This window comes from Massilia niabensis (assembly GCF_042655085.1).
Classification (GTDB): domain Bacteria; phylum Pseudomonadota; class Gammaproteobacteria; order Burkholderiales; family Burkholderiaceae_D; genus Telluria; species Telluria niabensis.
Genome location: NZ_JBHSMU010000015.1, coordinates 27854 through 40312, shown reverse-complemented (window position 1 = coordinate 40312; position 12459 = coordinate 27854). Strand labels below are relative to the sequence as shown.

The 12459-nt window shown below is 64.5% G+C and carries 11 protein-coding genes; 5 read left to right on the top strand and 6 right to left on the bottom strand.

Features of this window, described 5'->3' with window-relative positions; genetic code table 11:
* Positions 1 to 35 precede the first annotated feature (35 nt).
* The 3 genes from cysK to tcdA all read right to left on the bottom strand — a co-directional run bounded on the left by cysK (position 36) and on the right by tcdA (position 2616).
* Complete coding sequence (cysK, locus tag ACFPN5_RS14655; protein ID WP_379784490.1) at positions 36 to 971, bottom strand: cysteine synthase A; 936 nt, start codon at positions 969 to 971, stop codon at positions 36 to 38.
* A gap of 39 nt (positions 972 to 1010) precedes the next feature.
* The gene (locus ACFPN5_RS14650) at positions 1011 to 1685 is read right to left on the bottom strand and encodes an FKBP-type peptidyl-prolyl cis-trans isomerase (RefSeq protein ID WP_379784489.1); all 675 of its coding nucleotides are present in this window, start codon (positions 1683 to 1685) and stop codon (positions 1011 to 1013) included.
* A gap of 67 nt (positions 1686 to 1752) precedes the next feature.
* Positions 1753 to 2616, bottom strand: a complete 864-nt coding sequence (gene tcdA, locus ACFPN5_RS14645) for a tRNA cyclic N6-threonylcarbamoyladenosine(37) synthase TcdA (RefSeq protein WP_379784488.1) — start codon at positions 2614 to 2616, stop codon at positions 1753 to 1755.
* A gap of 88 nt (positions 2617 to 2704) precedes the next feature.
* Between tcdA and pdxH the strand changes: the two genes are divergently transcribed.
* Both pdxH and ACFPN5_RS14635 read left to right on the top strand, forming a co-directional pair.
* Positions 2705 to 3907, top strand: coding sequence for a pyridoxamine 5'-phosphate oxidase (pdxH, locus tag ACFPN5_RS14640; RefSeq protein WP_379784487.1), 1203 nt, complete (start codon positions 2705 to 2707; stop codon positions 3905 to 3907).
* Positions 3908 to 3953: 46 nt separating this feature from the next.
* Positions 3954 to 5165 carry a class I SAM-dependent methyltransferase gene (locus ACFPN5_RS14635; RefSeq protein ID WP_379784486.1) on the top strand — a complete coding sequence of 404 codons (1212 nt, stop codon included), beginning with the start codon at positions 3954 to 3956 and terminating at the stop codon, positions 5163 to 5165.
* 42 nt (positions 5166 to 5207) lie between these two features.
* Here ACFPN5_RS14635 and msrA read toward each other — a convergent pair whose 3' ends face one another.
* A complete protein-coding gene (gene msrA / locus ACFPN5_RS14630; RefSeq protein WP_379784485.1) occupies positions 5208 to 5747 on the bottom strand; it encodes a peptide-methionine (S)-S-oxide reductase MsrA in 540 nt (179 codons plus the stop codon).
* A 124-nt stretch (positions 5748 to 5871) separates the two neighbouring features.
* On the opposite strand from msrA, the gene ACFPN5_RS14625 reads away from it, so the two are divergent.
* From ACFPN5_RS14625 to ACFPN5_RS14615, 3 genes are all read left to right on the top strand, one after another.
* Positions 5872 to 6384 carry a flavin reductase family protein gene (locus ACFPN5_RS14625; RefSeq protein WP_379784484.1) on the top strand — a complete coding sequence of 171 codons (513 nt, stop codon included), beginning with the start codon at positions 5872 to 5874 and terminating at the stop codon, positions 6382 to 6384.
* Between the two features lie 227 nt (positions 6385 to 6611).
* On the top strand, positions 6612 to 7805 hold the full coding sequence (locus ACFPN5_RS14620) for an acyl-CoA dehydrogenase (protein WP_379784483.1): 1194 nt from the start codon (positions 6612 to 6614) through the stop codon (positions 7803 to 7805).
* A 215-nt stretch (positions 7806 to 8020) separates the two neighbouring features.
* The gene (locus ACFPN5_RS14615; RefSeq protein WP_379784482.1) at positions 8021 to 10132 is read left to right on the top strand and encodes a putative bifunctional diguanylate cyclase/phosphodiesterase; all 2112 of its coding nucleotides are present in this window, start codon (positions 8021 to 8023) and stop codon (positions 10130 to 10132) included.
* A gap of 76 nt (positions 10133 to 10208) precedes the next feature.
* Here ACFPN5_RS14615 and ACFPN5_RS14610 read toward each other — a convergent pair whose 3' ends face one another.
* Entirely contained in the window at positions 10209 to 10889 is a 681-nt protein-coding gene (locus ACFPN5_RS14610; protein WP_379784481.1) for an OmpW/AlkL family protein, read from the bottom strand.
* Between the two features lie 67 nt (positions 10890 to 10956).
* Entirely contained in the window at positions 10957 to 12294 is a 1338-nt protein-coding gene (locus tag ACFPN5_RS14605) for an SGNH/GDSL hydrolase family protein (RefSeq protein ID WP_379784480.1), read from the bottom strand.
* Positions 12295 to 12459: the final 165 nt, after the last annotated feature.

The following is a 12459-nucleotide window of genomic DNA, read 5'->3' as shown; positions in this document are numbered from 1 at the left end:
GTACAGGACCGGGGGCGCAGTCCCCGGCCGGCTATTTACCCCGCCAGGTTGGCGTACAGCGGCGTACTCAAATACCGCTCCCCGAACGACGGAATGATCGTCACGATCAATTTGCCCGCATTTTCCGGCCGCCGCGCCACCTGCAGCGCGGCCCACAGTGCCGCGCCTGAAGAGATGCCGACCAGCAGCCCCTCCTCGCGGGCGGCCGCGCGCGCCGTCTCGAAGGCGTTCTCGTTGCTGACCGTGATGATTTCGTCGTAGATGGCGGTATTCAGCACGGTCGGCACGAAGCCGGCGCCAATGCCCTGGATCGGGTGCAGCCCCTTGGTGCCTTTCGACAGCATCGGCGAGGCTTCGGGTTCGACCGCAATCGCCTGGAAGCCGGGTTTGCGCTCCTTCAGCACTTCGCCCACGCCGGTAATGGTGCCGCCGGTGCCGACGCCGGCCACGACGATATCGACCTTGCCGTCGGTGTCGGCCCAGATTTCCTCGGCCGTGGTGCGGCGGTGGACTTCCGGGTTGGCGGGATTGTTGAATTGCTGCGGCATGAAGGCGCGCGGGTCGCTGGCGACGATTTCCTCGGCGCGGCGGATCGCTCCCAGCATGCCTTCCGGCCCCGGCGTGAGCACCAGTTCGGCTCCATAGGCGCGCAGCAGCATGCGCCGCTCGTTGCTCATGGTTTCCGGCATGACCAGCTTGCAGCGGTAGCCGCGCGCCGCGCAGACCATGGCCAGCGCAATGCCGGTGTTGCCGCTGGTCGGCTCGACGATGACGGTGTCGGGGCCGATCTTGCCGGCCGCCTCGGCCGCCTCGATCATGGCCAGTCCGATGCGGTCCTTGACGCTGTGGGCGGGATTGTGGAACTCGAGCTTGGCGAGGATCTCGGCCCTCGCGCCATCGCTTCCCAGCTTGCGGATCCTGACCAGTGGTGTGTTGCCGATCAGTTCAGTGACATCGTTTGCAATTCGCATCGTATCCCCCGCGTTGGTAACAAATTGGACTTACTGGACTTACTTCACGCCCATCAGCTCGACATCGAAGATCAGGTCGGTATCCGGCGGAATCGAGCCACCCGGTGCACCGCGCTTGCCGTAGGCGAGCTGGCTCGGGATGATCAGGGTGCGCTTGCCGCCCACCTTCATGCCGGCGATGCCCTGGTCCCAGCCCTTGATGACGCTGCCCGCGCCGAGGCGGAATTCGAGCGGCGTGCGGCCGGCGTCGAGCGAGGAATCGAACTTGCGCCCGCGCCCGTTTTTCGAGAACGGCTTGTGGAACCAGCCTGTGTAGTTGACCTGAACCTGGCTGCCGGTCGTGGCTTCCTTGCCCTTGCCGACGACACGGTCGACGATCTCGAGCTGGGGACCGGTCGGCACCGGTGCCGCCGGAGGAACGGGCTGGGCTGCAGCGGCAGCCGCTGCTGCAGCAGCTCCGGCACCGGCGGCGTCAGGGCTGCTTGGTGCGGCTTGGCCGGCGGCTTGTTGCGAGGCGGCGGCTGCCGGGTCGGCGGCGCTTTGCACGCCCTGCTGGCGCGTCGCGGCCGCGGCCTGGTCGGCGGCGCTGGCTGGCGTGGAAGTAGTAGCGGGCTGGGGCGCGTTGGCCGGGGTGACGGGGGGCTGCGCGCCCGGCTGGGCGTTGGCGGCGGCGGCTGCCAGCAGCAAGGCGACAAAGGTGGTGCGACGCATCATGAGGGCTCTTTCAATGACAGGATTTCAATGAAACCTATGATAACAAGGCTGCCCCTGGAAAGGTAGCCTAAGCGGCAGAGCTCACTTCCAGGTCACCTGCCACTGGCGCCGCCTCGGCCATCTTGCGCAGCAGGTGGCCGGCCGCGATCATGCCGAAGCTGGCCGTCACCACCATGCTCGACCCGAAGCCCGCGCAGTTCAGGCCGGTGACGCTGGAACCGATCTCGCAAGCGTCTTCCGCTTCCGGATAGCGCAGCGGTTCCATCGAGAACACGGCGTCAATATGGTATTTCTGTTTCTCGCCGCGCGAGAAGCCATATTCCGCGCGCAGCAGCTTGCGCACCTTTTTCAGCAGCGGCTCCTGCTCGGTACGGGCCAGGTCGCGCACTTCGATTTTCGTCGGATCGACCTGGCCGCCGGCGCCGCCGATGACAATCAGGGGCAAGGCATGGTCGCGGCAATACGCGATCAGGGCGGCCTTGGCCTTGACGCTGTCGATTGCGTCGACCACGTAGTCAAACCGCGCCGCGCCAGGCCCCTTACCGTCAATCATCTGCGCCAGGTTGTCCGGATCGATGAAATCCTCGACCAGGGTGACCTGGCAAAACGGATTGATCTGCGCGATCCGGTCGCGCAGCGCCTCGATCTTCGGCTGGCCGATGGTGGAACTCAGGGCCTGGATCTGGCGGTTGATGTTCGACTCGGCCACGTTGTCGAGGTCGATCAGGGTCAGGTGGCCGACCGCGCTGCGCGCCAGCGCCTCGACGATCCACGAGCCGACGCCGCCGACGCCGATCACGCAAACGTGCGCCGCACGGAAGCGTTCCAAGGCACGCTCGCCGTAGAGGCGGGCGATGCCGCCGAAGCGGCGCTGGAAGTCGACTTCGTCGTCCGCTGCGGGAGCGAAAATGTGGGGTTCGATCGTATTCATCCGCCCATTTTACCGGACCCATCTTTCGCAACTGCCCTAAAATAGCTCTTAGTCAATCAAAAAACTTCCCTCTGTCAAAAATACGCCAATGAACGATTTCCTTCCCGACACCGCGCCCGGTTTCGACCAGCCGATCGCCGTGCTCAAGCATTGCCATGGCCGCATCCGCAAGCAGTTGGCAACGCTCGAACGGCTGCTGTCGCACCTGCCCGAGCATGGCGCCGACGAACAGGCGCGCCAGGCGGCCGGCGCCGTGCTGAAGTATTTCGAGAAGGCCGCGCACCTGCACCACGAGGACGAGGAACAGGACCTGATCCCGATGCTGCGCGCAGTGGCCCAGGGCGACGACGCCGCCACCCTGCAGGCGCTGGTGCCGGTGATCCTGCAAGACCACAAGGACATGGACGCGCTCTGGCAAGACCTGCACGAGCAACTCGCCGGCATTGCCGACGGCAGCGCCAGCGTCCTGTCGGCATCGAGCGTGCAGCGCTTCACGCAGCGCTATACCTCGCACATGGACCGCGAGGAAAGCATGGTGGCGCCGATGGCGCTGCGCCTGTTTTCAAGCGCGCAGATGCGCCAGCTCGGCGAAGCGATGGCGCGCCGCCGCGGCATCGGCGACGGCAATGGCGGCACCCCGGCCACGCCGGTGGGCGATGCCGTTGCCGGCCTGCGCAAGGATTACGGCCAGGCCAACCTGGACGAGGACGACGTGCTGGACGACCCGATGCTGCAGTTCACGCGCTGGTTCGAGCAGGCCTTGAAGGCCCAGGTGAACGAGCCGAACGCGATGAATGTCGCCACGGTGGGCCTGGACGGCCGGCCCAGTTCGCGCATCGTGCTGGTCAAGCAATTCGACGAGCGCGGCTTCACCTGGTACACCAACTATGACAGCCGCAAAGGCGAGGAACTGCGCGCCCATCCACACGCAGCGCTGCTATTCTTTTGGAGCGAGCTTGAACGCCAGGTTCGCATCGAAGGCCGGGTCGAAACGACCTCGGCTGAAGAAAGCGACAAGTATTTCCACAGCAGGCCGTTGAAGAGCCGCCTGTCGGCGATCGCCTCCCAGCAGAGCGCGCCGATCGCAAACCGCGCGGCCCTGGAGCAGAATTACGAAGCGGTCGAGGCGGAAGCCGGGGATTCGCCGGCACGTCCAGCGAATTGGGGTGGCTTCCGGTTGGTGCCCGAGCGCATCGAGTTCTGGCAGGGGCGGCGCTCGCGCTTCCATGACCGCATCGTCTACACGCGGCAGGAAGACGGCAGCTGGACACGGCACCGATTGCAACCGTAGCGTAGCCCGGCAGTTCGGCCGGCTCGCCCATAGCCGGAGGTGCAGCATGCGTACCGTGTTCACCGAAATGACACTCAACGCCTGGAGCACAGGCGTACGCGGCAAGGTGTCCCTGCCCTTGCGCGTGGAACTGTGGGACGGGCAGTACTTCGACCTGTCATCCGAACCGCCGCGCGTCACGATCCGCGTGCCGAAGCCCTCCAGCCTGCGCTACCTGCTCTCCCCTTCGCTGTACAACCTGGGGCGCGCCTATGTCGAGGGCGGGCTCGAGATCCGGGGGCGGGCCGCCGACATGATCCGCATCGGCAGCGAACTGTCGGCCTCGAGCGGCAAGCCGGCGCGCCGTCCGAATCCGCTGTGGCAGCTGTCGTTCCACACGCGCGAACGCGACGCCGAGGCGATCCGCTACCACTACGACGTCTCCAACGATTTCTACGCGGCCTGGCTCGATCCGAACATGGTCTATTCGTGCGCCTATTTCGAGGACGGCAGCGAGGACCTGGCGACCGCGCAGATCAAGAAAATCGACCACATCCTGCGCAAGATCGACCTGCGGCCAGGCCAGACCCTGCTCGACATTGGCTGCGGCTGGGGCGCGCTGGCCATCCGCGCGGCGCAGGCTTTCGGCGCCCGCTGTGTCGGCATCACGCTGTCGGAAAACCAGGCGCGCCTGGCACGCGAGCGCATTGCGCAGGCGGGCCTGGCCGGACAGGTCGACATCCACCTCCAGGATTACCGCGACATCGAGGGCAAGTTCGACCGCATCACCAGTGTCGGCATGTTCGAGCACGTCGGCACCCAGCACCTGGCGGCCTATTTCGAGAAGATATCGGGCCTGCTGGCGCCCGGCGGCCTCGTCATGAACCACGGCATCACGACGACCGATGTCGCCGAGCGCGCCACGCCCTATGGCGGCGGCGCCTTCATCAACCAGTACGTGTTCCCGCATGGCGAGCTGGCGCACCTGTCGGCGGTGATCAAGGCGATGCAGCAGGGTGGGCTGGAGGTGCGCGATGTCGAAAACCTGCGGCGCCACTATGCACGCACCTGCGCGATGTGGACCGAGAATTTCGAGAGCCGGGCCGAGGAAATCAGCCGATTGACGGACGCGAAGCGCTTCCGCATCTGGCACGTCTACCTGGCCGGCTGCGCGTATGCCTTCGCGCATGACTGGATCAGCCTGTACCAGGTCGTGTGCGGCAAGGCCGGGGAAGATCCGGGGCAGATACCGTGGTCACGGAAGTACATGTACCACTGACCGGGGTTTCGCGGGGTGGACGGGTCCCGTCCACCCTGCTTCCTACTTCCTCCAGTGCTGGAAGGTCTTGCGAAACTTCGCCACCTTCGGCGCCACCACGAACGCGCAATACCCCTGCATCGGGTGCTGCGCATAGTAATTCTGGTGATACTCCTCGGCCTTGTACCAGGTTTCCGCCGGTACCAGCTGGGTCACGAGCGGCGCGTCCCACACCGAGGCCATCTCGGCCATCACCTGGCGCGCGGTCGCTTCCTGCTGCGCATCCTGGTAAAAGATGACGGAGCGGTACTGCGGCCCGACGTCGTTGCCCTGGCGGTCCTGGGTCGTCGGATCGTGGATGGTAAAGAAGATCTCCAGGATGTCGCGGTAGCTGATGACTGCCGGGTCGAATTCCAGGCGCACCACCTCCGCGTGGCCGGTGCCGGCGCCGCACACTTGCTCGTAGGTGGGGTTGACGACGTGCCCGCCCATGTAGCCCGATTCGACGCTTGTCACGCCGCGCACTTCCAAATAGACGGCCTCGACGCACCAGAAACATCCGCCACCGAGGATCGCCACTTCCCGTTGCCCTTGCTCGCTCATTGCATCCCCCGCACTGTTTTTGATGACCTTATGCTAGCGCAAAGCGCTTTCTTATGCAGGCTCAATAAGCAGGTGAAATGAGCACGTGGCGGCGTGTGCAAGTCGGCAATGGCATAATGCACCGATGAACACACGCTCTCCCCGCGCCACGGTGCGCGGCTTCGATTCGACGCATTTCCGCCAGGCGCTGTCGCAGTTCGCGACCGGCGTTACCGTCATCACGACGCGCTTGCCCGACGGCAGCTTTCGCGGCCTGACCGCCAGTTCCTTCAATTCCGTCTCGCTCGATCCGCCCCTGGTGCTGTGGAGCCTGGGCGCGCGTGCCAACAGCATGCCGATTTTCAGCGGCAATTCGCATTACGTCATCAATGTGCTCGCCGCCGGCCAGGAAGAGCTGGCGCTGCGCTTTTCGCGGCGCTCGGACGACGACCCTTTCGACGGCGTCGACTACGAACTGTCGCGCACCGGCCTGCCGATCCTGAAAGGGGTCACCGCCTGGTTCGAATGCCACAACCGCAGCCGCTATCCGGAAGGCGACCATGTGATTTTCGTGGGCGAAGTCGAGGACTGCGCCGTGCAGCCGCAGCCGGGCTTGCTTTTTCATGGCGGGCGCTTCGGTACCACGAAGAGCACCTGACAGAATCCCCATAGCGGCGTTGCATCGTCTCGCCGTACTAACGTACTGTCTTCGACGATGTCGCCTCCCCTTCGGGATTGCCCTGAGGCTTCTGCCAGGCGCTCTAATGAGCGTGTCGCGAAAAATGAAAATGGCTGTCGCAGTTTGAAAAGATGGCCGGGCATGCCTTTTCTATAATGGGCGGCGCACGCCCCCCTAAACAGAACCGACAGAGACCAGGACGATCCATGAACCACTCCGATTCGCCACGCAAGGCCGCCTTCCACTGGGACGATCCGCTGTTGCTGAACAGCCAGCTGAGCGACGAAGAGCGCATGGTGCGCGACGCCTCGGCCGCCTACTGCCAGGATAAATTGCAGCCGCGCATCCTCGAGGCCTTCCGCCACGAGCGCATGGACAACTCGATCTTCCGCGAAATGGGCGAACTTGGCCTGCTGGGCCCGACCATTCCCGAGCAGTACGGCGGCCCCGGCCTGAATTACGTGGCCTACGGCCTGATCGCGCGCGAAGTCGAGCGTGTCGACTCCGGCTACCGCTCGATGATGAGCGTGCAGTCCTCGCTGGTCATGGTGCCGATCTACGAGTTCGGCAACGAGGAAACCAAACAGAAATACCTGCCGAAGCTGGCCACCGGCGAATGGATCGGCTGCTTCGGCCTGACCGAACCGAACCACGGCTCGGACCCGGGCTCGATGGTCACCCGCGCGCGCAAGGTCGAGGGCGGCTACGAACTCACCGGCTCGAAGATGTGGATCACCAATTCGCCGGTGGCCGACGTGTTCGTGGTCTGGGCTAAGGACGACGAGGGCGCGATCCGCGGCTTCGTGCTGGAAAAGGACTGGAAAGGGCTGTCGGCACCGGCGATCCACGGCAAGTTCGGCCTGCGCGCCTCGGTCACCGGCGAAATCGTCATGGACAGCGTGTTCTGCCCGGAAGAAAACGCCTTCCCGGACGTGCGCGGCCTGAAGGGCCCGTTCACCTGCCTGAATTCGGCGCGCTACGGCATCGCCTGGGGCGCCATGGGCGCGGCCGAAGCCTGCTGGCACACCGCGCGCCAGTACACGCTCGACCGCCACCAGTTCGGCAAGCCGCTCGCCGCCAATCAGCTGGTGCAGAAAAAACTGGCCGACATGCAGACCGAGATCACGCTCGGCCTCCAGGGCTGCCTGCGCCTGGGCCGCATGAAGGACGAAGGCACGGCCGCCGTCGAAATCACCTCGATGATGAAGCGTAACTCCTGCGGCAAGGCGCTCGACGTAGCCCGCACCGCGCGCGACATGCTCGGCGGTAACGGCATTTCGGACGAGTTCGGCATCATCCGCCACATGGTCAACCTCGAGGTGGTCAACACCTATGAAGGCACGCACGACATCCACGCCCTGATCCTCGGCCGCGCCCAGACCGGCATCGCTGCGTTCTGACGCATTCCAGCGGCGAGTAGCCGATGTCAGCGCCCACTGACCGCGCGAGCGGCAGTGGGCGTTCTTGTCTCAACATATTCAGGGTGCGTATCTTTCTAGTAACGAATGAAATAAAGTTGTACATATATAACGAACTGGAATAAATTTCGCGTTACCATGTGTCTTAGATCAAGCATTGCCCTGCTGATGTTCCACCTACTTCAAGCGCGCGGAACATGCACTCATCTGACCACCAGGTATCGACGAACTTGCGGTCCCGCGACGCTTCCACGTTGTCGCTCGACCTATTGCTGAGCAACCTGCCCGGGGTCGTCTACCGCTGCCAGAACGACGACCACTGGACCATGGTGTTCCTCAGCGCCGGCATCGAGAAGCTGACGGGCTATCCGGTCTCCGTCTTCACCGGCGAGCACGCGATGTCGTACGCGAGCCTGATCCACCCCGACGATCGGGCGCAAGTGTACGCCGACACGGAAGCCGCGGTCCGCGAACGCCGCCCTTTCCAGCTCAGTTACCGCATTACCACGGCCGCCGGCAAATTGCGCTGGACCTGGGAGCAAGGCGCGGCCGTTCACGACGAACACGGCAATGTGATTGCGCTGGAAGGCTTCATTGCCGACATCACGTTGCTGCGCCGCGCCGACCAGCTGGTGCTGGAACAGGCTTCCCTGCTGGACAAGGCGCGCGACGCCATCTTCGTGATCGACATGGCCTCGCGCATCACCTACTGGAACGCGGGCGCCAGGCGCCTCTATGGCTGGGAAGCGCACGAGGCCGTGGGAAAGCGCATGCAGGAGCTGCTGTGCGACGACCACGCGGCCTACAGCGAAGCCTGGCTGCATGCGGTCACCGAGGGCGAATGGGCCGGCGAACTGCAGCAGCACCGGCGCGACGGCACCCTGATCCAGGCCGACACGCGCTGGACCCTGGTGCCGGCCGATCCCGCCTCGGGCGTGGTGCAGAAGATCCTGGTGATCAGCACCGACATCAGCGAACGCAAGCACAATGAGGCGCGCATCCACCGGCTCGCCTATTTCGACGCCCTGACCGAACTGCCGAACCGCGCCAGCCTGCTCGACCACCTGCGCCGCGCCCTGATCGGCAGCGCGCGCTCGCACAAGTTCGGGGCCCTGATGTTCCTCGACCTCGACAACTTCAAGACGCTCAACGACACCCATGGCCATGCGGCCGGCGACATGCTGCTGCAGGCCGTCGCGCGCCGGCTCGAGCACAGCGTGCGCGAGACCGACCTGGTGGCGCGCCTCGGCGGCGACGAGTTCGTGATCCTGGTGCAGCCCGAGGAGGACACGCTCGACGCCGCGGCCTACCAGGCAGAAACCGTGGCCGCCAAGGTGGTGTCCACGATGCGCGCGCCGTTCCAGCTGGCCGACTTCGCGTATTCGGTGTCGACCAGCATTGGCGTGACCATGATCAGCGGCGCGGTCGACACGGTGGAGTCGGCGCTGAAGCAGGCCGATACCGCGATGTACCAGGCCAAGGCGGCCGGCCGCAACACCTTCCGCTTCTTCGATCCGGAGATGCAGGCCAAGTGGACGGCGCGCTCGGAACTCGAGAGCGGCCTGCGGCGCGCGCTGCGCAACCACGAGTTCATCCTGAACTACCAGCCCCAGCTTGACGGCGACAGCCGCGTGATCGGCGCCGAGGCGCTCCTGCGCTGGCGCCTGCCGAACGGCGACGTGCTGTACCCGACCGAATTCATCAAGGCCGCCGAAGAAACCAACCTGATCGTCGATATCGGGCGCTGGGTACTGGGCACGGCCTGCGTCGAACTGGCGAAGTGGCAGGGCAACCCGGTCACGCGCCACCTGTCGCTCTCGGTCAACGTCAGCGCGCGCCAGTTCGTCGAACCCGATTTCGTGGCGATGACGCAGGAAATCCTGGCCGCCACCGGCGTCGATCCGCACTTCCTGAAGTTCGAGCTGACGGAAACGCTGGTGGTGACCGACTTCACGCACACGGTGGCGACGATGGAAACGCTGCGCCGCCTCGGCATCACCTTCTCGCTCGACGATTTCGGCACCGGCTACTCGTCGCTGGCCTACCTGCGCAAACTCCCGCTGGACCAGCTCAAGATCGATTACTCCTTCATGCGCGACGTGCTCACCGACCGCAACGACGCCTCGATCGTGCGCTCCATCATTGCGCTCGGCGGCAGCCTCGGGCTGCAGGTGATCGCCGAAGGAGTGGAAACGCAGGGCCAGCGCGAATGGCTGTCCCAGGAAGGCTGCTTCGTCTACCAGGGCTTCCTGTACGAGCGCGCGCTGAGCGGCGAGCATTTCGCGGCCTACGCGTCCTGCCTGCACTGACAACCGCTCCCGATAGACGAAAAAAAACCGGCAGGGCCTGGTGCCCTGCCGGTTTTTTGCGCCGTACCGGCCGCTTTTAGAACTTGTAGCCGACCGCGAGCACCACTGCCACCGGGTCCAGCTTCATGTGCTGGGTCTGGCCGGTCGAGAAGTGCACGACGGTACGCAGTTTGCTCTTGTTGACCGTGACGTCGGCAAACCAGCGCTCGCTGAAGTTCACCGCGACGCCGACCTGGCCGGTGTAGGTGAACTTGTTGTCGATCTCGAAGGTCACCGGCTCGCCGCCTGGATTGAGCAGGGCTGTCATCTTGCCCGAACCGCGCGCCTTCATGAAGTAGGCATAGGTCGCGCCGATGCCGACGAACGGACGGAAGGTCGCGGTCGGCTTGAAGAAGCGGTACTGCGCGAACAGCGTCGGCGGCAGCGCCTGGACCGTGCCCAGCTCGCCGGTGCCCGCAATCGAACCGGCACCGATGATCTTGTGCTTGTACGGCGTGCCGAGCGCGGCTTCGAGCGAGATGTTGTCGGTCAGGCCGTAGGCGAAGATCAGCACCGGCTGGATGTCGCTTTCGACGTCGGCCTTGGTATTCGGCAGGGCCGGCGCCGAGATGTTGCCGCTCTCGACTTTCGGGGTCAGCTCGTTGAAACCGAATTTCGCGGTCCACTGGCCGGCCGACTGGGCCGACGCGCCCGCGGCGCATGCCAGGGCACTGGCTGCGACCAGCATGTTCACGACGCTATTGAAACGAACTTTCATTATTTCTCCTGGTTCTTATTAGGCCGCAGCCCACCTGCCCTGCAGGGGGCGCTGGCATCGACTATTTTTACAGCCAGCCCTTGACTGCCATGTCTTTCAAAACATAGCGGGCGACCAGCCAGTTTTCATAAGGCGTCGGGTGGACATCATCGGCAAACATGTAATGGCTTACGTCCGGGCCGGACAGCGTCTTGCTGGTGCAGGTCAGCGAGGATTCGCTGGTGCAGGCCGGCACCGTCGTATTGGTCAGGCCATAGATGGCAGGATTGCTCACCTGGTCGCGGCTGACCGAGAACAGGTCGACGTACATGATGCGCGGGTCTTCGCCCAAGTTGGTCTTCAGTTGGGAGTTGAAGGTGTCAACCATGGTCTTGATCAGGTTCTGGATTTCCGGGCTTTGCTTCTTGCCTGACGGCGTATTGGCGACGTCGGGCAGGTTGTTCACGATCACGTAGTTCGCGCCCTTGGCGACCAGTTGGGTCTTGACGATGCCGGCCAGTTCCGCACCGGCCTTGCCCATTGCAGCAACCATGAGCGGGCCCTGCTGGGCGGCGTAGTCGGCACCGGCCTTGGCGCCGGCCGCTTGCGCGTCGGTGCCGGCCTTGGCAGCGGCGGTCTGGGCTGCCGTCGGCGATGCGCCGAGGTTGATGGCCGCCATCACGGCCGCGCCGGCGATGGCGTTCTGATTGCCTCCGGCCAATGCTGCATTCTGGACCGCCAGGCCGATGGTCTGCTGGGCGGTGGGCTGGTTGGCGGGCGCCACCAGTGGGACCAGACCGCCGATCAGCAGGGTTGGGAACGCGGTCTGGCCAGCACGGGTGCCGGCAGCGGTGGCGTTGGCGCTCAGCTGGCCCAGCTGCACGAGGACGTCGTTACCGCCGGCCATGATCGTGACCAGTTCGGTGCCGCTGAACTTGCCGCCGGTCTTGGTCAGGTGGTTCTGCACTTGGGTCACGACCGGCAGGGTCATTTGTACCGGGTATCCGGCGCCGACCGGATCGGTGACGCGGGCGCCGCCTTGCGCGTAGTTGAAGCAGTTCGCGCGGTTGACGATCGGGACATTGAAGTCCAGCGCCGGGTTGGCGTTATCGGCGCCCTGCAGGCCGGTCTGGGCGGCGCATGGTGCCGGCAGCTTGAGCTCGGCGGCCAGCACTTCGGTCCAGTTCAGGCCGGTGTAGGCGGCATTTGCCGAGGTATTGTTGCCATTGATGGTGAACTTGCCGCCACCGGCTGCCGCGATGGCGCCGACCGCATAGGTGCCGATGTCCGACAGGCTGTCGCCGAAGGTCACCTGCTGGTTGAACTTGACGGCGTGGGTCTGGTCACCACCACTGCTGCCGGTGCCGCCGCAGGCGGTCAGCACGGCCGCGGTCAACAGCGCGAGCGCAAATTTGGTTTGACGCATTGTGTCTCCTGATGGGAATTGGGTATTGTTATGTGAAACGAACGCCCGTGCTATTCGTATCTCAAACTAATATGCCAGTGTTCTTTCCGCTTGTATATTGAATTGATTTTTGTGCGTTAAACACATACAACAGGGCGTGCGGCAAGACTGGCGAGTCGGGGGATT

Coding starts and splice junctions, on each gene's coding strand:
- msrA (WP_379784485.1), bottom strand. CDS start 5,747: ATGAGCGAGCAAGGGCAACGGGAAGTGGCGATCCTCGGTGGCGGATGT.
- ACFPN5_RS14620 (WP_379784483.1), top strand. CDS start 6,612: ATGAACCACTCCGATTCGCCACGCAAGGCCGCCTTCCACTGGGACGAT.
- ACFPN5_RS14610 (WP_379784481.1), bottom strand. CDS start 10,889: ATGAAAGTTCGTTTCAATAGCGTCGTGAACATGCTGGTCGCAGCCAGT.
- ACFPN5_RS14615 (WP_379784482.1), top strand. CDS start 8,021: ATGCACTCATCTGACCACCAGGTATCGACGAACTTGCGGTCCCGCGAC.
- ACFPN5_RS14625 (WP_379784484.1), top strand. CDS start 5,872: ATGAACACACGCTCTCCCCGCGCCACGGTGCGCGGCTTCGATTCGACG.
- tcdA (WP_379784488.1), bottom strand. CDS start 2,616: ATGAATACGATCGAACCCCACATTTTCGCTCCCGCAGCGGACGACGAA.
- ACFPN5_RS14635 (WP_379784486.1), top strand. CDS start 3,954: ATGCGTACCGTGTTCACCGAAATGACACTCAACGCCTGGAGCACAGGC.
- ACFPN5_RS14605 (WP_379784480.1), bottom strand. CDS start 12,294: ATGCGTCAAACCAAATTTGCGCTCGCGCTGTTGACCGCGGCCGTGCTG.
- pdxH (WP_379784487.1), top strand. CDS start 2,705: ATGAACGATTTCCTTCCCGACACCGCGCCCGGTTTCGACCAGCCGATC.
- ACFPN5_RS14650 (WP_379784489.1), bottom strand. CDS start 1,685: ATGATGCGTCGCACCACCTTTGTCGCCTTGCTGCTGGCAGCCGCCGCC.
- cysK (WP_379784490.1), bottom strand. CDS start 971: ATGCGAATTGCAAACGATGTCACTGAACTGATCGGCAACACACCACTG.